Origin of the sequence: Streptomyces sp. NPDC058674 (assembly GCF_042716505.1) — a bacterium.
GTDB lineage: Bacteria > Actinomycetota > Actinomycetes > Streptomycetales > Streptomycetaceae > Streptomyces.
In genome coordinates, this window is the sequence record NZ_JBHXSC010000013.1 from 101,118 (window position 1) to 124,775 (window position 23,658).

At 70.8% G+C, this 23,658-nt stretch carries 21 protein-coding genes, 1 tRNA gene and 3 pseudogenes; 15 read left to right on the forward strand and 10 right to left on the reverse strand.

Going from position 1 to position 23,658, the window contains the following annotated elements:
• The first annotated feature begins 105 nt into the window (after positions 1-105).
• The 6 genes from ACFWU6_RS10070 to ACFWU6_RS10095 all read left to right on the forward strand — a co-directional run bounded on the left by ACFWU6_RS10070 (position 106) and on the right by ACFWU6_RS10095 (position 6,646).
• A complete protein-coding gene (locus tag ACFWU6_RS10070; RefSeq protein ID WP_383798659.1) occupies positions 106-648 on the forward strand; it encodes a DUF6507 family protein in 543 nt (180 codons plus the stop codon).
• The gene (locus ACFWU6_RS10075) at positions 645-2,990 is read left to right on the forward strand and encodes a hypothetical protein (protein ID WP_383980123.1); all 2,346 of its coding nucleotides are present in this window, start codon (positions 645-647) and stop codon (positions 2,988-2,990) included. The genes ACFWU6_RS10070 and ACFWU6_RS10075 overlap by 4 nt, the downstream gene beginning before the upstream one ends.
• A 13-nt stretch (positions 2,991-3,003) precedes the next feature.
• Positions 3,004-3,291 (forward strand): hypothetical protein, encoded by a 288-nt coding sequence (locus ACFWU6_RS10080; RefSeq protein ID WP_383798665.1) that lies wholly within the window; start codon positions 3,004-3,006, stop codon positions 3,289-3,291.
• A 243-nt stretch (positions 3,292-3,534) separates the two neighbouring features.
• Complete coding sequence (locus ACFWU6_RS10085; protein ID WP_383980126.1) at positions 3,535-3,888, forward strand: hypothetical protein; 354 nt, start codon at positions 3,535-3,537, stop codon at positions 3,886-3,888.
• Positions 3,889-4,126: 238 nt separating this feature from the next.
• Positions 4,127-5,068: a hypothetical protein gene (locus ACFWU6_RS10090; RefSeq protein WP_383980130.1), complete on the forward strand. Its 942-nt coding sequence runs from the start codon at positions 4,127-4,129 to the stop codon at positions 5,066-5,068.
• 150 nt (positions 5,069-5,218) lie between these two features.
• Positions 5,219-6,646 (forward strand): DUF6177 family protein, encoded by a 1,428-nt coding sequence (locus ACFWU6_RS10095; RefSeq protein ID WP_383980133.1) that lies wholly within the window; start codon positions 5,219-5,221, stop codon positions 6,644-6,646.
• Positions 6,647-6,661: 15 nt separating this feature from the next.
• Here the strand turns inward: ACFWU6_RS10095 and ACFWU6_RS10100 are convergent.
• Positions 6,662-7,595: pseudogene (locus ACFWU6_RS10100) on the reverse strand (IS5 family transposase).
• Between the two features lie 78 nt (positions 7,596-7,673).
• Between ACFWU6_RS10100 and ACFWU6_RS10105 the strand changes: the two are divergent.
• The 3 genes from ACFWU6_RS10105 (at position 7,674) to ACFWU6_RS10115 (ending at position 9,707) form a co-directional block, all read left to right on the forward strand.
• The gene (locus ACFWU6_RS10105) at positions 7,674-8,216 is read left to right on the forward strand and encodes a GNAT family N-acetyltransferase (protein ID WP_383980136.1); all 543 of its coding nucleotides are present in this window, start codon (positions 7,674-7,676) and stop codon (positions 8,214-8,216) included.
• 334 nt (positions 8,217-8,550) lie between these two features.
• On the forward strand, positions 8,551-8,868 hold the full coding sequence (locus ACFWU6_RS10110; RefSeq protein WP_383980198.1) for an NAD(P)H-dependent oxidoreductase: 318 nt from the start codon (positions 8,551-8,553) through the stop codon (positions 8,866-8,868).
• Between the two features lie 566 nt (positions 8,869-9,434).
• Entirely contained in the window at positions 9,435-9,707 is a 273-nt protein-coding gene (locus ACFWU6_RS10115) for a recombinase family protein (RefSeq protein WP_383798678.1), read from the forward strand.
• Between the two features lie 679 nt (positions 9,708-10,386).
• Here the strand turns inward: ACFWU6_RS10115 and ACFWU6_RS10120 are convergent.
• Positions 10,387-10,961, reverse strand: a pseudogene (locus ACFWU6_RS10120) (TetR/AcrR family transcriptional regulator).
• Between the two features lie 117 nt (positions 10,962-11,078).
• Between ACFWU6_RS10120 and ACFWU6_RS10125 the strand changes: the two are divergent.
• The 4 genes and pseudogenes from ACFWU6_RS10125 (at position 11,079) to ACFWU6_RS10140 (ending at position 14,901) form a co-directional block, all read left to right on the forward strand.
• Positions 11,079-11,771, forward strand: coding sequence for an SDR family oxidoreductase (locus ACFWU6_RS10125; RefSeq protein ID WP_383980140.1), 693 nt, complete (start codon positions 11,079-11,081; stop codon positions 11,769-11,771).
• A gap of 56 nt (positions 11,772-11,827) precedes the next feature.
• Positions 11,828-12,118 (forward strand): aldo/keto reductase, encoded by a 291-nt coding sequence (locus ACFWU6_RS10130; RefSeq protein WP_383980145.1) that lies wholly within the window; start codon positions 11,828-11,830, stop codon positions 12,116-12,118.
• 372 nt (positions 12,119-12,490) lie between these two features.
• Positions 12,491-13,494, forward strand: a pseudogene (locus ACFWU6_RS10135) (NADP-dependent oxidoreductase).
• A 60-nt stretch (positions 13,495-13,554) separates the two neighbouring features.
• Positions 13,555-14,901, forward strand: a complete 1,347-nt coding sequence (locus ACFWU6_RS10140) for an alpha/beta fold hydrolase (RefSeq protein WP_383980148.1) — start codon at positions 13,555-13,557, stop codon at positions 14,899-14,901.
• Here the strand turns inward: ACFWU6_RS10140 and ACFWU6_RS10145 are convergent.
• Positions 14,883-14,956 (reverse strand) — tRNA-Pro (locus ACFWU6_RS10145). The genes ACFWU6_RS10140 and ACFWU6_RS10145 overlap by 19 nt on opposite strands.
• Before the next feature lie 148 nt (positions 14,957-15,104).
• On the opposite strand from ACFWU6_RS10145, the gene ACFWU6_RS10150 reads away from it, so the two are divergent.
• Entirely contained in the window at positions 15,105-15,806 is a 702-nt protein-coding gene (locus tag ACFWU6_RS10150; protein WP_383980152.1) for a transketolase, read from the forward strand.
• An 89-nt stretch (positions 15,807-15,895) separates the two neighbouring features.
• On the forward strand, positions 15,896-16,813 hold the full coding sequence (locus tag ACFWU6_RS10155; protein ID WP_383980156.1) for a transketolase family protein: 918 nt from the start codon (positions 15,896-15,898) through the stop codon (positions 16,811-16,813).
• Positions 16,814-17,003: 190 nt separating this feature from the next.
• On the opposite strand, the gene ACFWU6_RS10160 is transcribed toward ACFWU6_RS10155, so the two are convergent.
• From ACFWU6_RS10160 to ACFWU6_RS10190, 7 genes are all read right to left on the reverse strand, one after another.
• Positions 17,004-17,384: an MmcQ/YjbR family DNA-binding protein gene (locus tag ACFWU6_RS10160; RefSeq protein ID WP_383980160.1), complete on the reverse strand. Its 381-nt coding sequence runs from the start codon at positions 17,382-17,384 to the stop codon at positions 17,004-17,006.
• A 138-nt stretch (positions 17,385-17,522) separates the two neighbouring features.
• Positions 17,523-18,068 (reverse strand): GAF domain-containing protein, encoded by a 546-nt coding sequence (locus ACFWU6_RS10165; protein WP_383980166.1) that lies wholly within the window; start codon positions 18,066-18,068, stop codon positions 17,523-17,525.
• Between the two features lie 139 nt (positions 18,069-18,207).
• Complete coding sequence (locus tag ACFWU6_RS10170) at positions 18,208-18,648, reverse strand: DUF742 domain-containing protein (RefSeq protein ID WP_383980170.1); 441 nt, start codon at positions 18,646-18,648, stop codon at positions 18,208-18,210.
• Positions 18,648-19,079, reverse strand: a complete 432-nt coding sequence (locus tag ACFWU6_RS10175) for a roadblock/LC7 domain-containing protein (protein ID WP_383980203.1) — start codon at positions 19,077-19,079, stop codon at positions 18,648-18,650. Before ACFWU6_RS10175 ends, ACFWU6_RS10170 begins: the two co-directional genes overlap by 1 nt.
• Before the next feature lie 35 nt (positions 19,080-19,114).
• Positions 19,115-21,085, reverse strand: coding sequence for an ATP-binding protein (locus tag ACFWU6_RS10180; RefSeq protein WP_383980174.1), 1,971 nt, complete (start codon positions 21,083-21,085; stop codon positions 19,115-19,117).
• Between the two features lie 253 nt (positions 21,086-21,338).
• Positions 21,339-22,568 (reverse strand): MBL fold metallo-hydrolase, encoded by a 1,230-nt coding sequence (locus tag ACFWU6_RS10185; RefSeq protein ID WP_383980177.1) that lies wholly within the window; start codon positions 22,566-22,568, stop codon positions 21,339-21,341.
• A gap of 175 nt (positions 22,569-22,743) precedes the next feature.
• Positions 22,744-23,529 (reverse strand): SGNH/GDSL hydrolase family protein, encoded by a 786-nt coding sequence (locus ACFWU6_RS10190; protein ID WP_383798704.1) that lies wholly within the window; start codon positions 23,527-23,529, stop codon positions 22,744-22,746.
• Positions 23,530-23,658 lie beyond the last annotated feature (129 nt).

The window sequence follows — 23,658 nt, forward strand, 5'->3', positions numbered from 1 at the left end:
GGCCGGACCCCGCACCCCAGACGGCTTCCGAGACGCGCCGCACCCGAGCATGAGTGCCACTCACTTTGCGGACACCAGCGCCCGGTTGATAGGAATGACACATTCGTGCGGGTTGGCAGCGGCGATCCTCGACGCATCGTGCTGCCGCGCACGACAGAACGACGGCGCGGCGCACGGGAACGCCAGCCAGGGCCACGGCTGTCGTCGACGCCGTCGGGTGGAGCCGAGGCGCTGGAAAGAAGCCTTCAACAGAGCGGGGGCAACGTGTCCACATGGGACATCAAGCCGGATGGCGTTCGTGGAGTCCTGAGCAAGACCGCCGAGGCCGGCGGCAAGTTCGAGGAAGCGTTCACATCGTACGGCGAGGGAGTGGCGGGCGCTGCGACGTGGGCGGGCACGATGGTGCTGGGCGGGACCCAGGTCCCCACGGGGGGTGCGTTCGGCCCCGTCGCTCAGGCGCTGCTGGAGTTTCAGCAGCGAACGGAAAACGACGTGAAGTTCCTCCCCGTCCGGACGGGGAAATCCATCACCGGTGCGCGCCTGGCCACTGAGGAGTACGTCAAGGGCGACCTGGAGATGGCGAAGAACAAGCAGGAGGAGTACTCCAAGGCTCCCACTCCGGAAGAGATGAAGGTCCCCAAGAAGTGATTGATGCGGGGAAGATACCGACCTTCACCGGCAATCTGGAGACTTTGGAGACGCACGCGGCTTCACTGAAGACGACCGCCTCCAGCATTCGCAGTACGGGCAGGGATGTTCACAACGCCTTTCAGGCGTTGGATCCGGTCTATGACGCTCCCGAGCAGGAGGAGTTGCTCAATTCCACGATTCCGGTGCGCGACAAGGCGGATGAGTTCGCGACGAAGCTGGAGTCCGTCAGTGGCGCGCTGACGAGCTTCGCGACAACGGCCCGTCCACTCGTGAACAAGATGAACCAACTCCGCGCGGATGCCGAGAAGTTCGCCGCGGACAACGAGGACGACGACGACTGGCAGCAGGACCAGGCCAAGATCGACGAGAACGGGCGTCTCGTCCGTGAGGTCGGTGCGACGTGGGTGGCGTTCCAGGGCGTCGAGCGTGAGGCGGCCAACAAGATCACCGCCCTCGTGGGTGGGACCCGTTTCGTCGTCGACGACGGTTCACACCAGGCCGGTATGTACGGCTTCAAGGAAAGTGACGTCAAGGGCGCCGGGGAAACCCCCTGGGGGACGGCCGACGAACGCGAGTACACGGGCCTGCGAGCTGCATGGGAGTGGACGAAGGACAACGTCGGCGGTGCACTGAAGGGCTTCTTCGTCGACGGCGTCTGGGGCACGCTCAAGGGCCTGGGCAGCATGCTCAACGTGTTCGACTGGGACAACTTCAAGAAGACGTGGTCGGGCGTCGGCGACGTCTTCGGCGGTGTCAGCGGGTACATCATCACGCCGTACGACTGGGCAATGGACAAGATGTTCGGTCCGGTCGACCACAGTGACCGTGAACGCCAGAAGGCGGCCCTGCGCAATTTCGGCAAGTCGCTGGTCGCGTGGGACGAGTGGGGCAAGGAGCCGTCGCGGGCATTCGGGACGGTGGTGTTCAACGGCCTGACCCTCGGCGCGGGTACCGCCCTGAAGCTCGGTAAGGCCGGCCAGGGCGGAAAGCTGAGCGCGGGCGCGGAGGCACTGACCGCGCTGGGCAAGGCAGGCGTGCTCGTCGACCCGATGAGCTACCTCGGCAAGGCCGCAGTCGTCACCAAGCTCAAGGTCGGCGACCTCATGGAGGGCCTCAAGGCCGCGCAGGGGGGCGTGGACGACATGGCCCGCACCATGCCCGCCGGCACCTCGCCCCACCCGGGCGACCCGACCGCACCCCCTGCCGGTGCCGGTGACGGGACGCCCCCTGGCCGCGAATACGTCGACTCGGCAGGCAACAAGCGCGTCATCGGCCATGACGGCCACATCCGGGACGAGCACGGCAACGTTGTCCCCGATACAACGCCCCACAGGGAGCCGCACAAGGACGACCTGCCCAACACGCGAGAGACCGCTCCGGTCGAGGAGAGGGTCCTCGAAGGCGCGGGCGGCCCCAGCCGCGTGGAGAACGGGGCGGGCTACCCGGCCGGCTCGGCGTACCCGGGCGGCGGATCCCACCCGACGGGTGTCGGCGGTACCACCCACGCCCCGGGCAGCACGGCCGACAACACGGCCCACAACAACCACGCCACACCAGGTGGCGGTGGCTCCGGGACACACAGCGGCACCGGCACCACCGCGACGGGCGGCGGCACCGCCACCCATGGCAACGCCACCGCGACAGGCGGCGACGACCACGGCGGCGGCTCCGGCGTTCCCCACCAGGGTGACGGCGGCGGCCACAACACCCCGGGCAGCTCCGGTGCAGGCAGCCAGGGCGACGCACCCGATGCTTCGCCAGGTGGTGCGGGAGACCAGCCGATGGACCCTAAGGTGGTCGACGAACGCATTAGGGATTTGGACGACCGGCAGGGCGGCCAGGGGCATGCACCAGGCCGCCACCTCCACCCTGATGACCAAGCCCTGACCGACCGGCTCGGCACGGTACTCCGCGACAGCAACGGGGCGCCAAGGATGTACGGGCCGAACTCGAACTATCCGGGGCTGGTCAAGTCCGAAAACAACATTGACCCGTTGACCGGTACTACGGTGGACGGTGTGAGCGGCGGTGTGCACCGAGTCGGCGCGTTCGCGACGCGTTTCGACAACGCAGAAGACATGGTGCGAGCCGATGCCTACTTCCGCGACGAGATGGCGCGTACCGGAAGTGAGGCGATGGAGGCGTCGATCGAGGACATACTCGGGCCCGGAGCTCAGGAAAGGTTTACCGGTTACTATCGTGACCCGGCCAACCTGAACGAATTCAAGCCTGTGGACTTTGAGGGCGGAACCATCGTGCCTGTTTACCGACTGCTCCCCGACGGGCAGTACCGTCTCCACACCATGTTTGCCAACCCGGCGCCCGGCCGTCATCCATAAAGAAAGATCTCAAATGGACGCGCGTTTCAAGAATTTCCTCAAAGTGAACCTGGATCTTGAGCGGGGGTATGAAACGAGTGGTGATCTGAGGCCCACCTTGTTGAGCTTCAGCGATTCCTATGTGGAATTGATCCGCGTAGGATTCGAGCAAATTATCTCAGACGACTCCTTCGGGCCGGCCGAATATGAGCGGCTGACCGATATCGAATTCCCCGACAGGGCTACTCTCCATGCCTACCTTCAGGCCATGTATGACTATCTGTTCAATGGTGCGTCGGAGCAGCCGATGCCGCCGGTTTAACGGTGTGTAGGGACTGGAATCCGACCGTGCTGCCGGCCGATCCGGAAGCCAGGCGGAAAATGCAGGAACGGCTGGCCGGTCTGATCACAGTCTCCAGTAGCGAATCGTCCTGAGAGCTGGCCGACGCAGAACTGAGGTGTGGATCGGTGCGCGAGGTGGGCCCGTACAAGCGATCCCTCCGCGCCGCCCACCGCAGTAGGGCCTGGCACGGCCCGGTGGCCGGAATCCTCGACTTCCGCAGGCGTGACCGGGCTTGCTGGGCCGCTCGTTCTCCTTTCGACGACGACCGGATCGGCGGGCAGCGAACTCAGCGAAATCAAGAGCCAGTCCATGCAGGGCTACCGTGATTTGCTCGGCACGGACTTCGACAGCCGGCCGACGGACGACATCGACGACGTGATCTACGGCGCGTCCGAAAGTCCCCATCACCGGACCCGCGTCCCCGGCCTCGTCGACGACATCAGGGACGTCATCGGTCGGGGCGTGCGATCCCTGGCGGCAGGTGAAAATTTCTTGGTCGACCTGGCTACGCAGCTGGTCGATTGGCGAGCGGGGTGTCCACAGTCGACGGGGAGCTGGCCGTGGAGCTGGCCATGAGCATCCTGAACGTCAGCTCCTCTTCCCGCACGCTGAACCGTGCCGTCCCCATCTCTCCCGTGCTCAGAGCCCGGAGGGCCGGCAGCTTGGCGCGTACTACTAGAAACGGCGCGTCTAGGCATGTGGGACGCCCTGCTCTACGGAGCCCAGTGGGCCCAGCGCTATTTCGACCCGGTCACGGTAACGCGAAGACCATTTACCCGCTCATGCCAGAGTAGACAAGAAGGAGAACAGAGCGGTGATCCGCACTCAGTACTACGTTCAGAGCGCGTGCGGGGTGCCGGCGTTCTCCGGGCCGGACGAGCTGAGCTTCCTGGGGCAGTGGGTGACGGCCGACATCCAGCTCTCGCCGCTGTCCGTCCTGGAGGCGATCGACCTGGTGACCGAGGCCAAGGTCAACCTGGGCTTCGCGCCGGAGGATCTGGACGGAAATGCGCACACCGTCACCATCAGCCCGCAGGGCGTCAGGGTGGAGAACTACTTCGTCGAGCACGTTCAGGGTGACTACTCCCTTGACGATGCGTTCCGCGTGCTGGTCGACTTCTGGGACTACTGCTGTCTGGCGCATCCCGAAAAGAGCGACGCGCGCCGCCGTGAGTACGCCGACGAGCACGGGCGCGACCCCTTGGCCGGAATCCGCGACATCCAGAACACGGCATTCGAGATCCGGGCGGGCCGCACCGCCATCGGACCGCGTCTGGTCGGTGTCGCTGACGATCTGGCCGACGCCGTCGGTGAGATGTACTCCTCCCAAGCCGAGGACGCCGTCCTGGTGTGGAACCAGGTGCCGATCCGGCTGACGTACCGCTACGACATCGCAGTGATGCTCGACGATCTGGTGCCGCTGCTGGAAGAGATCCGGCGCCCGGAATTCTCCGAGACCGAGGTCTTCTGGGGGTCGGACACCTTCTCCGCCGAATGGAAGTTGACCCGCGAGGGCGGCGACCTGAGAATCCGGGCGCGTTGGTACAGCACGCTCGGAAACCACGAGTCGTCCCTCACCGAGCGGGGCGACGCGACGGTGGGGGCAGAGGAGTTCGTCAGGGGATGGTCCGAGGTCCTGTGGCGAATCGTGACCGATGTCAAAACAGGTTCCGTGGAACTGGTGGACGACGACCTCCTCGTCCGCGCCAAGGTGCTGCTCGGGGACGACGACGACCAGGGCCACGGATGCCCATGACCTCTTTCCCGTCGCCGCCCACGGCCGTCCCCGGATCATCGGCGAGCTCATGGGTGATTCCGCCGCAGCGGCTAATCCGGACGGCGCTCGCCGCCGCGGACGGCGACATCGAGACGACAGCCAACCCCACATGACCAGAGGGAACACCGCATGACCAAGGACGTGATCGCGCTCACCGAGCGCATGCCGGACGCGCTGAGCGTGGTGGCGGGTCTGCTCGCGGGCGGCCCGGACCTGCGGGTCGAGACCGCCGGCGAGGGCGCCGTGGTCCAGCTGTGCGACCCAGAGGGCCGGCCGCTCGTCTCGATCGAGGTACCGCTGCTGATCCAGGTACCGGGCGAGGCGGCCCGGCTGCTGGGACCCGGCGCCGAGCCGTTCGGCGACGGCCCGGCGTGGTGGGTCGAGGCCCGCGCCGCGGCGGGGGTTCCCCGGGCCGAGCAGCTCGCGGGAGCCTTCGCGGCCCGTCTGACCATGCTGCTCGGCGGCCGGGTCTGGCCGCCGGACGCCCCCGGCACCGTCGGCGCGGCCCGCCCGGTCGACGTCTCGGGCATCACTGCCGTACCGGCCCCCGCCGCCGCCCAGCCGGCCGTCGACATGCTCACCGACGCGGCCGCGGTCGTCCTCCAGGACCGCCCGGTCGTCCCCATGACCAGCTGGCTCTCCGAAGCCCTGCGCGCCACCGTGGAAAGCGACCGGTCCCTGCAGATCGTCACCCCGCCGCACTGCCGCCTCTCCCTGCCCACCCGCACGCTGCTCCAGTCCCTGCCCTCGCGGTGGGTGGTGCAGGACGAACGGTGCGGCTACTACGACGGGCTGACCGGCGCGGTACTGACCTGGCAGGACGACGCCTTCTCCCCGGCCCGGGACGAGAGCGGCCAGACCCCGGTGGCGGACGCCTTCACGCAGGTCGCACCCACAGGCGAGCGTCAGCTCATCGTCTCCTTCCGCACCCTGCACCGTCCCGCGGCGGACCTCGTCCTCGGCGGCGCGCTGGAAGCCGCCTGGCAGGCACTGACCGGCGGACCGCCGGCCGGCTGGGGGACATCGGAGCCCGCCGGTGCGACCTGGTCGCGACGGCAGCTGACCGAGCTGGCCTACGAGCGCGCCCCCCGCCCCACCTGGACCGTGGTCGTCGGGACCCCGGACCGGCCCGCCATAGCCACCCTGCGCGTCATCCGCACCCCGGAGGGCGTGGAGGAGGACATCACCCTCACCCTGGGCTACGGCCCCGATGACAAGCTCCCCCTCGACGCACTGCCGGAGCTGGCCGGCGAGCTGGTCACCCGGCACGGACTGAAGACCATGATCTGCCAGCTGCGCGAGGCGCGCCGGGACCTGAGCGCCCCGCCCCACTTCGAACGCCCGCCACTGCCGTACGCCTTCGTCCTGGGCTCTGCAGAGGTCCAGGAGGCAGGGCGCGACACCGCGAGCAGGACACCCCTGAAGGAACGCCCCGTACAGCTGGGCCCCAGCGCCCGGCCGGGCTTCTACTACCCGCTCGGCGACGGCGATACCACCGACAGCTGGACCGCCCTCGAGCAGCTCCTGCGCCACCTGCGCGGGGCGCCGCCCGTCTAGGACTTGTCCGGTCGATCATATTCGGAGCCAGATGGTGAGAGCTTCGGCGGTGGCGGTGCCGCGGTAGACGTAGCGGCGCTTGTCATTGCGAGTGGCCACCGCCCGGTGCTGCTTCAGTCGGTTGATGGCCCGCTCGACGGTGTTGCGCTTCTTGTATCGCTCTTCGTCGAAGCCGGGCGGCCGTCCGCCCCGTGAGTGTTTGCGCAGGCGGGTGGCCTGGCTGTCGGTCTTCTCCGGGATGGTGTGACGGATGCCCCGGCGCCGCAGGTACTTGCGGATGGGGCGGTTGCTGTAGGCCCTGCCGGCCGCCAGGCTGTCTGGCTTCGTGCGCGGTCTGCCCAGGTCGAGTCTGGGCACTCGGATCTTCTCCAGGACCGGCTTGAGCTGGGTGCAGTCTGCCCGCTGACCTGGTGCGACGATCCGGGACAGCGGGCGGCAGCGGGCGTTTCCGCGCTCAGGTGGAGCTTGGTGGTGAAACCGCCGCGCGAGCGGCCCAGGCCCTCGCCTCCCGCGCCACCTCCACCAGGCAGGCGACGAGGCTCTGCCACGGCGTCTCGGCCTGGTGTTCCATCCTTGCGGCCCCCTTTGAGGCGGGTGCTGGCGGCGGTTCGGTGCGGGCGCCGGCCGCATGCTGATGCGCGCGGACGATCGTGGAGTCGACCGACATGTCCCAGTCGATCTCACCCACCGCATCCTCCGCGGCCTGGACCTGCTGAAGGAGACGTTCCCATGTCCCGTCGCCCGACCACAGCCGGTGCCGTTCGTAGAGGGTCTTCCACGGGCCGAACCGTTCGGGCAGGTCACGCCACTGAACGCCGGTCCGCACCCGGTGCAGGATCCCGTCGATCACCTGCCGGTGATTCCGCCACCTCCCACAACGCCTGTTGCTGACTGGCAGGAACGGCCGAAGCCGTTCCCACTCGGCATCAGTCAGATCACCCCGCCCCATGCCCAGAACAACGTCCTGAGCAAAGGCGAGTCACGTGACTGAGCTCGACAGATCCCAGAAGTGCGCTTGACTGCCAGGATGGACATCAACTCGACGGAAGCAAGCCCGTCTGCGACCGTGCAGGTCAGGCGTTTTGGCAACGGCGATTCGGTGGAGCAGCTCACGTCTCTGCTCCACCGCGCCTACGCAGACCACGCTGCTGCCGGGCGGGTCTTCTTCGCCTCCTACCAATCTCCGCAGGACACACACCACCGCCTGAGCAAGGGCGAGTGCTGGGTCGCAATGAACGGAAACGTACTGGTCGGCACAGTCACCGTGTCAGCGCCGCACACCACTCCGGCCGGTTATCCAGCGCCAGCGGGTGGGGGCTCGTTCTGGCAACTGGCTGTCGAGCCATCGCAAAGAGGCACCGGTCTCGGACAACAGCTGCTGGTTTTGGCGGAGTCACGCATTACTGCCCTCGGATCGACACTGGCCGTCATCGACACCTCCTCGCAGGCAACAGACCTCGTCGACTGGTATCTCCGGCGAGGCTACGCGCCGATCGGCACTTGGCGGTGGGACGTCACCAACTACGACAGCATCGTCCTCATGAAGAACCTGCCGCCGACAACTTCGTGATCGCCCGGACAAGTCCTAGGTGCGTGGGCCTGTAACGCACTGGGCCGGTCGAGCGCGCCAGCCCCGAACCAGCCCCCGGAAACGATGAAGGGGTCGTTTCGGATTGCTCCGAAACGACCGAGGTTCTCCTTGTCATAGGCCACCCCGACCTGTCCCGGTCGAAGGCCAACAAGGCTCTGGTGGGCGCCGTCCGCGAGCTGGCCCATGTCACCGTGCACGACCTCTACGCCACCTAACCCCGACTTCCGGGTAGACGTCGACGCCGAGCAGGCACTGCTGGCCGACCACGACGTGATCGTCTTCCAGCACCCGGTGTTCTGGTACAACACCACCCCTGTTCAAGCAGTGGCAGGACAAGGTCTTCACGTATGGCTGGGCCTTCACCCTGGACGGCTCGCCCTCCAAGCTGGCCGGCAAGAAGGCCGTCGTCGCCGTCACCGCCGGAGTCCCCGCCGAGCACTACACCCCCGAAGGCACGAACAAGGCCACCCTGGAGACGCTCTTCAGCAACTGGCACGCGACCCTGCGGCTATGCCAGTTCGGCGTCCAGCCGATGGTCGAGCTGTACGGCACCTCCTTCGGGCTGTCCGACGAAGACCTGAACACCGCCGCCAAGCAGTACAACGAACTGCTCGCCTCCTTCGCTGCCTGACCGCACTCTCACAACGACAGCCGCCCTCGCCGATCGCAACGCAGCGGTGACAGCCCTGCCAGTCTCCGGTCACTCTTCGCCGGATCAGTGCCGAGCGACTGGAGGCTGGCAGGACCACCCGCGCAGCGAAGATCTACGAGGAACCTGCGGCCCGCTGGTCGGCCGCTCGCGAAGGATCCCGAAGTCGTGCTTCAAGCGAAAGCAGCATCGAGGCCCTGCTTAGCGAAGAGCAAGCCCTCTCATAAACGGTCCTTTGTGCGAGCAAGATCAATACTGGGCCGCCGGATCGCTGTCGTTCCCGGATTCGTTCTCAGAACCCGTTCTCACTCAAAAGCGGGACGGACCCCCTTCTGAGACTTGCACTGTGCGAACATCCGGGCCAACGGCGGCCCCTCGGCAGCCCTCCCCGTCCGACCGGTCGGACGCGGACGACGTCGAACAGCACGCCTGCCCGACGTGTGATGCTCAGCTCGGCTCGCCGTGCCGCTCGCGCGGCGGCGCGGTCGCCTCCGCTTACCACACCCACCGCTTCACCCAGGTGCACCGGCTGAAGAAGGGCACTGCGCGTGCCGACCCCGGCCGACTGCGGACCGGGCCGGCCGTGGCGGCCGTGGCGGCCGGGCACCCTGCCTCCGGCCCCGATCGACCCGGAGCTGCCGAGCGCGGACATCCGCATCGGCTACGTCCGCTGCTCGACCGTCGGGCAGGAACTCGACTCCCAGCTCGACGCGCTCAGCAAGCACGGCATCCCGAGGGACAAGATCTCCAGCGAAAAGATCAGCACCCGCGTCCGGGTCCGCCCCCGGTTCGAGGAGCGCTCCGCACGGCTCGGGAGGTAAGGCGCACGCCCGGCACTGCCGCGTCATCTTCACCGTGTACGAGATGAAGCGGCTCGGCCGCGACGCCGCCGAACTCACCGCACTCGCCGACCATCTCACCGCGCACGGCCTGGTCCTGGAGATGCCCGCCGGCCCCCTGCCCGGCATGTACGACCCGACGGGGCCGGGGAAACTGCTGTTCTGCCGGCCGGCGCGCAGCGAGGGAACATCCGGGAGTCGACGCTGGAGGGGCTCGACACCGCGGCCCACAAGGGCAAGCACGGTGTCCGGCCGCCGGTCATCACCGACGACATGCTCCACACCGTACTGAGGCGCCGCGCGGGCGGCGAGTCCGTCGAGCAGATCCAGCCCGACCTGATCATCCCCACCGGCAAGCGCAAGGGACACGACCCCTCTGCCGCCAGCATCTACCGGGCGCTCGCCGAACACGCCAAGCGCGAGGCATACCCCGAAGCCGTCGGCCAGGCCACGCCTACTTCGCCGCCCTTCAGGACGAGATCCTGCGTGACATCCGAGACCAGCCGGCGGTCGTACTGCCGCGCTGACGCCGGTGCCGCTCCGGCCGGCAGCGCTACCGCCGAACCGGGGGTGATCACAGCCCCTCGCGGGTGCCCGCGGTGTTCGACGGTGGGTGCGACCGGCACGCACACGTGCGCGGTGCCAGGGGCTTTGGCCCCGGTCAGCCGGCTTCCGTCAGGGCCGCGTGCGCGGCGGTGAGGATCTCCTCGGAGAATGGGGAACCCGCGGTGGCCCGGGACAGCACCAGCGCACCGAACAAGGTGCACAGCCGGGCGATGCCGTCCTCGCCCTCCCCGGCGGCAGCGACCGGGGCGAGGAACGCGGCGAAGTCGGCCACCCCCTCGGTGTAGGTGCGACGGGCCTCGCAGTCCTCATCCCCGCGTGCGACGTCGACGGCGAGGGCCGCGACCGGGCAGCCGCCCGCCGGATCGTCACGGTGCTCGACGGAGAGGTAGGCGTCGATCAGGGCCCGCTGAGCGGTATCCCGCTGCCCGTCGTACTGCTCAAGCCCGGCCGTATGGCGCCGGGCGAGCTCAGCGAAGGCGTGGGCGGTCGCCTCGTCGACGAGCGCCTCCTTGGAGGCGAACCGCTTGTAGAAGCCGCCGTGGGTCAAGCCGGCGCCTTCATGAGGTCGGCGACGCTCACCTGGGTGCCCTGCTCCCGGAACAGCCGGGAGGCGGTGTCCACCACCCGCCTGCGGTTCTCCTGCGCCTGCGCCTGCGATACGCGGCCCATGGCCACCTCCCATTTGGATGTCGACTGGCATCTATCATATCCCCATGCTTAGATTGGGTTCGTAATCTAAACATGGGCGTGCGACTCGACGGCGCCCGCCGAAGACCGGGAGCAGGCATGGAACTGAAGAACGCGGTTGCGGTCGTCACCGGCGCCAACCGAGGCCTCGGACGGCACCTGGCCGCCCAGCTCGTGGAGCGCGGCGCGAAGGTGTACGCGGCGGCCCGCCGCCCCGAGACGGTCGACGTGCCGGGCACCGTCCCGCTGCGCCTCGACGTGACGGACGAGGCGTCGATACGGGAGAGCGCCCGCATCGCGTCGGATGCGACCCTGCTGATCAACAACGCGGGCATCTCCACCGGCGCGACGCTGATCGGAGGCGACACCGATGAGGTGCGCCGGGAGATGGAGACCAACTTCTTCGGCCCCCTCGCCGCGACCCGCGCCTTCGCCCCCGTCATCGAGGGCAACGGCGGCGGCGCCGTACTCAACGTCCTGTCCGCCCTGTCCTGGTTCCACCCGGCCGGCCTCGGCTCCTACGCGGCCTCCAAGGCCGCCGCCTGGGCGCTGAGTGACGCGACCCGTGAGGAGCTGGCGCCCCGGGGCATCGCCGTCTCGGCGCTGCACGTCGGCTACATGGACACCGACATGGCCGCCGGCGTGCCCGCCGACCAGAAGGCCGCCGCCGCCGACGTCGCGGCCCAGGCCCTGTACGGCATCGAGACCGGCCTGCCCGAGATCCTCGCCGCCGAGACCAGCCGGTACGTCAAGCAGAGCCTGTCCGCGGCACCCCAGCCGAACGCAGTCTGACGCTCACCCCGCCACCGCGGCGCACCCCCTTCCCACCCCTCGCGCAAGGACCTTTCATGCGTTATGCGACCTTCGGACACCGGACCGGACTGCGCGTGTCCGAGTACGCGCTCGGCACTGCGAACTTCGGCACCGACTGGGGCGCGGGCGCCGAGCCGGACGAGGCACGCCGGATCTTCGACCGGTTCGCCGAGGCCGGCGGCACCTTCCTCGACAGCGCGGACGTCTACCAGTTCGGCGCGTCGGAGGAACCGACCGGAAGGCTGATCTCCGCCGACCGCGACCATTTCGTCCTGGCCGTCACCCAGGAGATCGGCTCGACACCCGCCCAGGTGGCGGTGGCCTGAATGCGCGAGCGCGCCGCCCGCTCCGTGGCCACGCTGGTCCCGATCATCGGCCCGCGCAACCTTGCCCAGCTCGACAGCTACCTCGGCGCCCTCGACGTCCAGCCGACCAACGCGCAGTACCCGACTGGCCGAGGTCAGCGCAGTGCCGCTCGGCGCGCCCCATGAAGGGATCGACGCCTCCCTGCACCGCCTCCAGGGAGGCGCGGCGACCGCGTCCCCGCCCCTGTCGGTGGCCTCACCGGCTGCGACTGAGGACGCGGTGCGCCCAGCCGCAGCCAGGAAAACAGCACAAACCATCTCGTACGGGGAGAAGCCCGGGGCGAGCAGAGCCCCCGCCCCCTCCCACGGACGGGACACGAAACGGAGACGACGATGAGGGCCTTCATGGTCGAGAAGTACGGCGGTCGGGCGGGGATGCGCGCCGCCGAATGCCCGACCCGCAGGTGGGCGCCGACGACGTCCTGGTCAGGATCCACGCGGCGGGCGTCAACCCGCTGGACCTCAGGATCCGCAACGGGGACTTCAAGGCGTTCATGCCCTACCGCCTTCCCCTCGTCCTGGGCAACGACCTCGCCGGAGAGGTCCTGCAGGTCGGGTCCTCCGTCACGCGCTTCGCGGTGGGCGACGAGGTCTACGCCCGGCCCGACAAGGACCGCATCGGCACCTTCGCCGAACTCCTCGCAGTCCACCAGAACGACCTGGCGCCCAAACCCGCCACCCTCACCATGACCGAGGCCGCCTCCCTGCCCCTGGTCGCCCTGACCGCATGGCAGGCACTGGTCGAGCGCGCCCGCGTACGGCCGGGTCAGAAGGTCCTCATCCACGCGGGCGCCGGCGGCCTCGGCTCCATCGCCGTCCAGCTGGCCAAGGAACTCGGCGCGCACGTGGCCACCACCGCGAGCACCGCCAAGGTCGACCTGGTCAAGAACCTCGGCGCAGACGAAGTCATCGACTACCGCACCCAGGACTTCACCGAGATCCTCGACGGCTACGACGTCGTCCTCGACAGCCTCGGTGGCGACAACCTGGCCAGGTCGTTGCGTGTCCTCAGGCCCGGCGGCATCGCCATCAGTGTCGCGGGCCCGCCCGACCCGGCCTTCGCCCGTGAACTAGGCGCGAACCCGGTCCTCCGCCTGGCCATGACCGCGCTCAGTTCCAAGACCCGCCGCCAGGCCAAGCGCCTGGGCGTGACGTACTCCTTCCTGTTCATGAAGGCCAGTGGAGACCAGTTGCGGGAACTCACCCCCCTCATCGACACCGGGAAGATCCGCCCCGTCGTCGACACCGTCTTCCCGTTCGACGACACCCTCCACGCCATGGAGTACGTCGAAAAGGGCCGGGCGAAGGCCGGCAAGGTCGTCGTCTCCATGACGTAGGGCAGACCTGCCGACACCGACCAGCTCCACCAGTTCACCGTCCACGCCCAGCAGGCCGTGATGCGCCTGGTCACGGACCTGGCGCCCGGCTTCGGCAGGGCCGTCATCGGCCCCAGCGAACCCGCCACCACCCCGCGGCGGGCGACCAGAAGCAGACCGGGAGAGACCATCATGAGCGGCACCGGCACCCCGAACGAACCCGTCATCACCTCGTACGCCCATGCCCCGACCCGCACCGTCACCGCCGGCGGCGTCACCTACGCTTTCCGCGAGCTGGGACCCAAGGGCGGCGTCCCCGTCGTGTTCTTCGCGCACCTCGCCGCGACCCTGGACAACTGGGACCCGCGCATCGTCGACCCCATCGCGAAGGGCCGTCACGTCATCGCCTTCGACCAGCGCGGTGTCGGGGCCTCCACCGGCCAGGTGCCGGACAGCATCGAGGCGATGGCTGATAACGCCTACACCTTCATCACGGCGCTCGGCTTCGACAAGATCGACGTCTTCTCCTTCTCCCTCGGCGGCTTCATCGCCCAGGCCCTGGTGGCGAAGCACCCCGAGCTCGTCCGCAAACTCGTCCTCACCGGCACAGGCCCCAAGGGCGGCAAGGACATCGACAAGGTCGCCGCCATCACGTACTGGGACATGCTGCGCGCCACCCTGACCCGGTCGGACCCCAAGGAATTCCTGTTCTTCAACCGCAACACCACCGGCAAGCTCGCCGCGCGCGCGTTCGTCAACCGGCTCAAAGAGCGCACTGCCGACCGCGATGCGAAGATCAAGATCAAGGCGTTCCAGACGCAGCTGAAGGCGATCAAGAAATGGGGGCGCTCCACCCCCGACGACCTGTCGCAGCTCGCCCAATCCACCCTGATCGCCAATGGCGACAACGACCGCATGGTGCCTTCGGTCCTCTCCGAGGACCTGCACCGACGCATCAAGGACAGCGAGCTGATCATCTACCCCGACTCCGGCCACGGCGGCATCTTCCAGCACCACCAGCAGTTCGCCCCCTCGCGGTCGAGTTCCTCGCCCGTTGACCTCTGGCGAACACCACAACTGCATGTTCGGCGACCAGAAAGAGAAGGCAACACCTGGCCGACGACCGACGGGGTACCGGGGTCCAAGTGCACGTTGTGCACAGGATCGCCGGGCACGGTTCGCTCACGACCACGCAGCGCTACCTGCACCCCGACGTCCACAAGATCACCGCCGCCGACGCGGCGCTGTCCGCACACCTCAGCGTGCTGCGGGCCCCGCGGTCCCTGCCAGTGCCGATCGCCACGCCGACTGACGCGGTCAAGCGCGCTGGTCCCCAAGTGGTCCCCAAAAATGATCAAGGGGCCGTTTCAGATTGCTCTGAACGGCCCCCGACCTGCGACTCTTTCGAGTCGGGACGACAGGATTTGAACCTGCGACCCCTTGACCCCCAGTCAAGTGCGCTACCAAGCTGCGCCACGTCCCGATGCCCGTTGACCTGGGGTTTCCCCTGGTTGAACGCGCAGGAGAACAATACCGCACTTCACCGGGTGGTCGCGCGCACCTTTTCGTTCCCGGCAGCCCCGGCTCCGAGGCCTTGACCTCGAGTCGACTTGAGGTTGCACGATCGGTGCATGACACAGGCAACCGCGGACGCCGGGTTCCGCCACGAGGACCTGGACCGTCTCATCGGGCTCATGACCGGGGCCGAGAAGCATGGCCCCGCCGCCCACTCCACCCTCGACGTGCTGTGGGTGCTCTACGACCGCGTGCTGCGGGTGGCGCCCACGGGCACCGAGGACCCCGGGCGGGACCGGTTCCTCCTGTCCAAGGGCCACGGGCCGATGGCGTACTACGCCGTGCTCGCCGCCAAGGGTTTCTTCCCCGTCGACTGGCTGACCGGCTTCGGCTCCTACGACTCCCCCCTCGGGCACCACCCGGACCGCACGCTGGTCCCCGGTGTCGAGATCGCCAGCGGATCGCTCGGGCACGGCCTGCCCCTCGCCGTGGGGAGCGCGCTGGGGCTGCGCGCCCAGGGGCTGGACGGGCCGGCGGTATGGGTGCTGATCGGGGACGCCGAGCTGGACGAGGGCAGCAACCACGAGGCACTCGCCTTCGCGGGTTCGGCCGGGCTGGAGCGGCTGCACACGGTGGTGGTCGACAACGACTCCGCCACGCACGGCTGGCCCGGCGGGATCGCCGCCCGCTTCGAGGCGGCCGGCTGGTCCACGGCGACCGTGGACGGGCGGGACCACGCCGCGCTGTACGCCGCCTTCACCGCACCGCACCCCGGACGGCCGCACGCGGTGGTCGCACGCGTGGAGAAGAAGAAGTGACCGGTCGGCGGGACGCCCGCACAGCCGGGCCGTGGCAGCACCGCGCACCGGGACAGCAACAGGAACAGGAACAGGGGACGGGAACCGCCGTGGACACCATGCGGGAACGCTTCATCTCGGTCACGTCGCACCTGCTGGACGAGGACCCTCGGCTCGCCGTCGTGCTCGCCGACATCACCGCGGACGGCTTCCTGCCCGCCCGGCGGCGCCACCCCGATCGGGTGATCAACGTGGGGATTCGGGAGCAGCTCCTGATCGGCGTCGGCGGCGGATTGGCACTGACCGGGCTGCGTCCGGTCGTCCACACCTTCGCCAGCTTCCTCGTGGAGCGGCCGTTCGAGCAGGTCAAGCTGGACTTCGGGCATCAGGGCACGGGCGGGGTGCTGGTCAGCGCGAACGGGAGCTACGACTGGCCGGCCGGCGGGTTCACCCACATGGCCCCGGGTGACGTGGCCCTCCTGGACACCCTCGACGGCTGGACGGTGCACGTACCGGGCCACCCGGACGAGGCGGAGGCACTGTTGCGGCACGCCTTTGCCGCCGGAGACGACAAGGTGTACGTACGGCTCTCCCAGCAGTCGAACGCAGCGCCGCGGCCCGTGGGGCGGTCGGGTTTCCTGACCGTGCGCCGGGGAGGCGCGGGCGTGGTGGTCGCCGTCGGCCCGCTCCTCGACGCCGTACTGGCCGCGGCCGAGGGCCTCGATCTGACGGTGCTGTACGCGCCGACGGTGCGTCCCTTCGACGGCGACGCCCTCCGCGGAGCCGTCGGACGGGCGGCGCCCGCCGTGGTCCTCGTGGAGCCCTACCTGGCCGGCACCTCGGCGGCTGCGGCGGGCCACGCCCTGGCCCACGTGCCCCACCGGGTGCTGGGGCTGGGTGTGGGCCGCGCCGAGCTGCGCCGCTACGGCACCATGGACGAGCACATCGCCGCGCACGGTCTGGACCCGCGGGGCCTGCGACAGCGGATCACCGGCTTCCTCGCGCCCGCGCCCCCCTCGGTGCGCTGACCGGCGAAGGCGCTACGCCGAAACGACGACGGGCCGTGCCGTGCCGTGCCGTGCCGTGCCGTGCGGGCGCACCCTCCGGGTGCGGGCCGTATCCTCTCCGTTCCGCCCCCCCCCGGCCGCCGCCCCTTCGGCCGCCCCACGTGCGGGGGCGCAGAGCGCGGTCCTGCCGCCCCCGACCCGCCCCCGCCCGTCAGCCCGTGTCCGCGTCACCGCCCCGGTTCGCGCCCAGTTCCGGATGGGCCGCGGCCAGCCGCTTCGGTGCCGCCTGGCGCCAGGAGTCCGTCAGGATCGTCCGCAGCTCCGCCCCGTCCCGTACGGCCGCGAGGCGGACCCGGAGCCACGCGTAGCTGTCGTCGTGGCCCTCGCGGACGAAGAACTTCTCCGGCTCCGCCGCGATCAGCCCGGCCCGTTCCTCCTTGGGACACTTCACCCCGACGGAGGCGTCGTCGTCCGCGAGCGCGGCGAAGATCTTCCCCCCGACCCGGAAGGTCGCCATGCCCCAGGCGGGCTTCTCGGTGCTGTCCGGGAGGGACAGTGCGATCGTGCGGACGTCCTGCGCGGTCGTGGCCATCCCCGCGGCTCCTCTCGCGACTTCGCGTGCGGATCCCCGGCTGCCGCTCGGGGAGCACGCCCCGGTCCGGCCTCCGGTCGATCCCGGTCCGTCGACCGTAGCCGCCGCCTCTGACAACGGGCCCCGCTCCGGCGACGCTCAGCCGCGCCGGTCCTCCCGCTCGTGGACCAGCGCCACCAGCTCCGCCGCCAACTCCTTGACGGCGGCCAGCCCCTGGGTGCCCCACCTGCGCGGCACCACGTCCACAGCGCACACCGTGCCCAGCACGATCCCGCGCCGGTCCGTGAGCGGCGCACCCAGATAGGAGCGCACCCCGCTCCCGTCCACGACCACGTTGCACGCGAAGCGCGCGAAGTCCCGTACGTCCTCCAGCACCAGCGCCCGGCGCCGGACCACCACGTGCGGGCAGTAGCCGTGGTCACGGGCCAGCACCCGTGCCGGGTAGTCGTTCTGCGGGGCGTCGGGCGCGTGGTGCAGCCCGGCGAAGAACTGCCGTTCCTCGCCGATGAAGTTGACGCCCGCGGACGGTGCGGCCAGTACGTCGGCGACGCGCCGCGCGAAGGCGTCCAGCTCGGCGTCCGTCCGCTCCCCCAGCCCCAGCTCGCGCAGCCGGACGGCGCGTGCGGGTGCCTCCCGGTCCACCGGGGTGAGCAGCAGGTGCCCGGTCGGTTCGTAGTACGTCATGACGGTTCCCCCGACTCCCAGGACGATGCCGCGGCCGTGGACGTGGCAGCCGACGCCACGGCACACGCGCACACGGATGTGAATGTGGATGCGGATATGGATGCGGGTGCGGGAAGTCGCGGGTGACGGGCCCTGCGCCTCACAGGCGTCGGCGCAGGCCGTCGAGGACCGCCCGCAGGAGGGAGTGGTCGTCGGTGGCGGGCCGGCCGTCGTCGCCCGGGAACGCCGGTGCCCGCACCATGACGGCTCCGTACTCCATCAGGTCGGACAGCAGTACCTTCGCCACGACCGCCGGCAGGCGCAGCCGTCCGGCCACCTCGGCGACCGTGACCGCCGCGGTGCCCGCGCACAGCCGCAGCGCGAGGGCGTGCTCCGCGCCGAGCGGGACCCTGGGCCGGATCCCGGTCGCGGTCACCAGCGTGAGCGGCTCCAGTGCGGCGGCCGGCCGGGTCCGCCCTCCGCTCGCGGTGTAGGGGCGCGTCACCCGGCCCGCCGAGGCGTCGAGCCAGGGCGCGTCCCGTCCGGTCGGGCTCCCGTACGGGTCCTCCTGCGTGTACGTCCCCACCGCGCCGGCGCTCATCACGCGGGGTCGGCGGCGGACCGCCGCGGCGCGACCGACAGGTAGGGCCGTACGCCCTTCACGAAGACCGCCATCTCGTAGCCGAGCACCCCTGCGTCGGCCTCGCGGTCGGCAAGGACGGCCAGGCAGGTCCCGGCACCGGCCGCCGACACGAAGAGGAGCGCGGAATCCAACTCGACCACCACCTGCCGGACCTCCGCCCCGTCGCCGAAGCGGGAACCGGCGCTGCGGCCCAGGGAGTACAGCCCGGACGCCAGCGCGGCCAAGTGGTCGGCGCCGTCGGCGTCCAGGCCGTGCGCACGGCTCACGAGCCCGTCCGCGGTGAGGAGGAGGGCGCTGCGGGTGTAGGGCACGCGCTGCACCAGACCGCCGAGCAGCCGGTCGAGGTCCGAGAGCCGTTCACCGGTCGTCGCCGCCGTTTCGCCGCCCATGGGGGTGCGCTCCTCGCTCGGGTGGGGAATCGGGGTCATGCCTGGTCCTCGGACTCGGCGAGGCCGAAGCCCCGTTGGAAGGCGGCCATCAGGCCCGCGTCGTGAACCGGCTGTTCGGCCTCCGGCGACCGGCGCGGAGCGGGGGCTTGGCGCAGCTGGTGGACGAGGTGCTGCTGGGCCTCGCGCCGGGGCAGCGGCGCCCGTCCGCCACCCTCACGGGCGGCGGGTACGGTCCCGAACGGGGGCGCCGCGGCGCAGGGACCCGGGGTGCCGTACGAGGAGTCGGCGCCGTACGAAGGCTCCGGCGTCCGAGCGGTCTTGCTCCTGTACGGGGGCTGCTCGCCTCCGTACGAGGGGTCGGCGCCGTACGAGGGACCGCCGCCGTACGAAGCCCCCGGCGTCCGAGCGGCGGGCTCGCTCCCGTGCGGGGCCTCGCTCCCGTGCGGGGCACCGGCGCCGTACGGCGCCCCGGGTCGGTGCGGGGCCCGGGCCGTGTCCCGGCGCGGGTCCGGGCCGCTGTCCTCCGCCCGCCCGTACGGGGTCCGGGCCGCGATGCCGGTGAGGGGTTCCCGCGGGGCGTCCGGCCCGGCCGGGCCGGACGGCTCCCACGGCTCCCGGCCCGTCTCCCACGGCTCGGGGCGCTCCTGCGCGGTCCGCGGCCCCCAAGAGGGTTCGGACGGGCCGCCGTCCGGGGACTCCCGGCGGGGCGGGCCGATCCGCACGGGCTCCAGCGGCGGCGCCCCCGCGCCGTCCCCGGAGCGGCCCCCAGCCGACCGGGAGCCCCCGGCCGCGTCGGCGGCGCTCGGGGCCTCCGCGCCCAACAGCTCTTGCGGCAGCACCAGGACGGCGAGGAGCCCGCCATAGATGTTCGATTTGAGCTCGACGGCGATGCCGTGCCGCCGGGCCAGGGCCGAGACCACGAACAGGCCGATGCGCCCATCCGCGAGCAGGTGCCGCAGGCCCACCTGGTCGGGGTCGCCCAGCAGCGCGTTCATCCGGTGCTGCTCCGCGGCGGGCATGCCGAGGCCCCGGTCCTCCACCTCGATCGCGATCCCGGCAGTGACCCGCTCGGCGCGCAGCACCACATCGGCGTCCGGGGCGGAGAACACCGTGGCGTTCTCGACCAGTTCGGCCAGCAGGTGCACCACATCGGCGACGGCGTGGCCCCGCACGCTGCCCCCCGCCGGGGGCACGACCTTGACGCGGGCGTACTGCTCGACCTCCGCGACCGAGGAGCGGAGCACCTCGCTCAGGTCCACGGGCCGGGTCCACTGGCGGCGCGGGGCGGCGCCGCCGAGGACGGCGAGGTTCTCGGCGTGGCGGCGGACGCGGGTGGCGAGGTGGTCGACGTGGAAGAGCTCCCTGAGCAGGTCCGGGTCCTCGACCGCGTCCTCCAGGTCGTCCAGCAGCGAGATCTCCCGGTGCACGAGGGACTGCAACCGCCGGGCCAGGGTGACGAAGACCTCGACCTTCCGCTCGCTGTCGGAGGGGGCGGCCGGTACGGCCAGGCGCACGAGCGTCGCGTGGGCGTGTTCGCGGGCACCGCGCAGCTCCTGGGAGAGCAGCCAGAACTCGTCGACACCCGCCGGGTCGGCGCCGTGCGGCGGAGCGGTCGCCCCGCCCCGCACCGGTCGTGGCGGGGCCTCGCCCCGCTCCAGCCGGTCGGCCGCGGACCGCAGTTCCTGCCGGCCGCGCACGCTGGACCGGCGCAGCGCCTCGCACCGGTCGCGCACCGCCTTGGCGGAGCGCTGGGCGCCGAGCAGCGCGGCGGCGAGGGCGCCGACGACCAGCAGGGTGCAGCCGGTGAGCACGGGCCACAGCCGGGGGTCCCGCTCACCCGCTCCCCCGCCGAGCTGGAGGGTGAAGATGACCGCGGCCGCCCCGCTGAACCCGGCGGCGAGGGTGGGCAGGATCGCGGCGCGCAGCAGCTGGGGCCTTATCTGCCGGCCGGGGCCGGCGACGGCGTGTCTCGACGGCGAGTGGCGGGCGGCGCGGAGTCCGGACATCTGCGTCCTCGGTACGTGGGGCCCGGCCCCCAGCGTTCCCGGGGCCCGGTGTTGATCACCGGATACCCACGCTAGACCGCACCCTCACGCCCCTGACCGCCAGTTCGGGAACTTCCCCCGGGTGCTTCCCGCTCACGGTGGAGCGCTCGTACAGCCGCCCGAATCCGCCGGGGCACCGCCGCCGCGGCTGCCGGCCGCCCGCCACCCCGCGGGCCCGGTCCGCGGGAGCCCGGCTCCCGCGGCCGACGCCCGGTCACGACCCGACGGTCTCGGACTCCTCGCGTCCCACCGGCCGCAGCGTCCCGGGCCCGGCCTCCGCCGCCGCGGCAGGGGCCGGGCGGGCGGCAGCCGCCGGACGACCCGGCTGGGCCGGCACGGTGCGCACGAACGGCCGCCACCACGGCCGGTCCGGCGCGTCGGCCGCCCCCGGCTCGAAGGGCTGGCCCGGGACGGGCAGCGCGATGGCCGCGCCCGCCCCCCGCGCCGCGGCCAGGGTGCCCTCGCCGGGCTCGTCCCACGGGTGCGGGGCCAGGTTGAAGGTGCCCCAGTGGATGGGGAGCATCGTGCCGTGCGGGTTGCCGCCCTGGAGGTCGAGGTGGGCGCGCATCCCCTCCTCGGGCGTCATGTGGATGTCGGGCCAGTACTCCGAGTACGCGCCGATCTGGATCATCGTCGCGTCGAACGGGCCGTGCGCGGCGCCGATCTCCGCGAAGCCGGGGAAGTACCCGGTGTCCCCGCTGTGGTAGATCCGGTGGCCTTTCCCCGCGACCACCCAGGAGGCCCACAGGGTGTGCTGCTGGTTGCGCAGGCCGCGCCCGCAGAAGTGCCGGGCCGGGGTCGCCGTGAGCGTGAGGCCGGCGATCTCGGTGCTCTCGTTCCAGTCCAGTTCGCGCAGCCGGTCGGCCGGGACGCCCCAGCGCTCCAGGTGCGCGCCGACGCCCAGCGGGACGGCGAAGAGCGTGTCCGTACCGGCGAGGTCCTTGATCGTCGGAAGGTCGAGGTGGTCGTAGTGGTCGTGCGAGATCACGACGACGTCGACCTTCCCCAGCGAGGCCAGCGGCACCGGCACCAGGTGCAGGCGCTTCGGTCCGGCGAAGGGGAAGGGGGAGCACCGGTCGCCCCAGACCGGGTCGAAGAGCACGCGCCGCCCGCCGATCTCGGCGAGCACGCTGGAGTGCCCCATCCAGGTCAGCCGCAGGCCGCTCGCGGGAGGCTTGGCCAGTTCGGCGAGGGTGGTCGGGTATACGGGGACCGCCGCGCCTGGGTTGCGCCGGAGCCGCTGCTCCTTGTGGAAGTAGATCTTGGCGAACTCCCTCATCGAGCCGGAGGGCCGGGTGCGGGCGCCGACGGGATTCTGGAACACGCCGTCGGCGAAGTTCGGGGAGCGGCGGATGCGCTCGAGCCGGGCGCCGGACGGGTCCGCGCCGAAGGCTTCGGGCCGCAGGGCGCGCAGCCGTGGACGCAAGGGACGGGAGCCGGTCAAGGCACCTCCTGGGACGATGGAGCACGGGAGTGGTGGACCTCTGCCACCATCCCAACGCACACCGGCCCCGAAGGATTCCGCATCCGCCCGTGCGTCCCACGAGCCGCCCGCCCGTCCGTCCCGGACACCGCGTTCCGGCCCGGCCCGGCCGCTACAGCGGCAGCAGGCCCGGCCGCTACAGCGGCAGCAGGTCCGGCCGCTTCGCCGCGACGTGGTCCCCGGAGGACTCCCCGCGCAGCCGCCGCCCGATCCACGGGACCAGGTGCTCGCGCGCCCACTGGATGTTGTCCCGGGTCGTGTCCACCGAGCCGCGCGGCCGCTGCGGCGGCCACGGCTGGTCCGGGTCGGTCGGTACGGCCAGGCCGAGCACCTGCCCGGCGCGCAGTGCCACGCGGGTGTGGCCCTCGGGCGACAGGTGGAGGCGGTCGCCGTCCCAGGCCCGCCGGTCCTGTACGGACTTCAGCGACCAGAGGTCCAGCACCGGGCAGTCGTAGCGGTCGGCGATGGCCCGCACGTGGGCGCTGTACGTGGCCACCTTGCCGCGGATGCGGCGCAGCACCGGTACCCCGCGGGTGTCGAAGCCGGTGGTGATCATGACCTGGCCGACGGACCGGGCGAGGTCGGCCACGGCGGCCTCGAAGCGCTCCGCCACGTCGTCGGGGTCGCTGCCGGGCCGGATGATGTCGTTGCCGCCCGCGCAGAAGGTCACGAGGTCCGGCGCGAGCGCCTTGGCCCGGGGGACCTGCTCGGCCACGATCTGGTCGAGGAGCCGGCCGCGCACGGCCAGGTTCGCGTACCGGAAATCGTGCTCGTCCCGCTGGTCGGCCAGGAGTACGGCGAGCCGGTCCGCCCAGCCGAGGAGCGAATCCCCGGGTCCCGGGTCCCCCACGCCTTCGGTGAAGCTGTCCCCGATCGCCGCGTACGAGCCGATGGTCTTGAGTGTCGTCGTCGTCGCTGCCACGAAGCACCATCCTTCACCCCCGTGCGTGACCTACGCCAACGTAACCAGGGGTTGACGGGTCGTGATCTATACCACCCGCCGGATAAGGAATACGTACGCGTCAGGCCGGGACCCCCCTCGGGTCCCGGC

Coding starts and splice junctions, on each gene's coding strand:
- ACFWU6_RS10080 (WP_383798665.1), top strand. CDS start 3,004: ATGGACGCGCGTTTCAAGAATTTCCTCAAAGTGAACCTGGATCTTGAG.
- ACFWU6_RS10095 (WP_383980133.1), top strand. CDS start 5,219: ATGACCAAGGACGTGATCGCGCTCACCGAGCGCATGCCGGACGCGCTG.
- ACFWU6_RS10105 (WP_383980136.1), top strand. CDS start 7,674: ATGGACATCAACTCGACGGAAGCAAGCCCGTCTGCGACCGTGCAGGTC.
- ACFWU6_RS10125 (WP_383980140.1), top strand. CDS start 11,079: ATGGAACTGAAGAACGCGGTTGCGGTCGTCACCGGCGCCAACCGAGGC.
- ACFWU6_RS10130 (WP_383980145.1), top strand. CDS start 11,828: ATGCGTTATGCGACCTTCGGACACCGGACCGGACTGCGCGTGTCCGAG.
- ACFWU6_RS10140 (WP_383980148.1), top strand. CDS start 13,555: ATGCGCCTGGTCACGGACCTGGCGCCCGGCTTCGGCAGGGCCGTCATC.
- ACFWU6_RS10150 (WP_383980152.1), top strand. CDS start 15,105: ATGACACAGGCAACCGCGGACGCCGGGTTCCGCCACGAGGACCTGGAC.
- ACFWU6_RS10160 (WP_383980160.1), bottom strand. CDS start 17,384: ATGGCCACGACCGCGCAGGACGTCCGCACGATCGCACTGTCCCTCCCG.
- ACFWU6_RS10165 (WP_383980166.1), bottom strand. CDS start 18,068: ATGACGTACTACGAACCGACCGGGCACCTGCTGCTCACCCCGGTGGAC.
- ACFWU6_RS10170 (WP_383980170.1), bottom strand. CDS start 18,648: ATGAGCGCCGGCGCGGTGGGGACGTACACGCAGGAGGACCCGTACGGG.
- ACFWU6_RS10175 (WP_383980203.1), bottom strand. CDS start 19,079: ATGGGCGGCGAAACGGCGGCGACGACCGGTGAACGGCTCTCGGACCTC.
- ACFWU6_RS10180 (WP_383980174.1), bottom strand. CDS start 21,085: ATGTCCGGACTCCGCGCCGCCCGCCACTCGCCGTCGAGACACGCCGTC.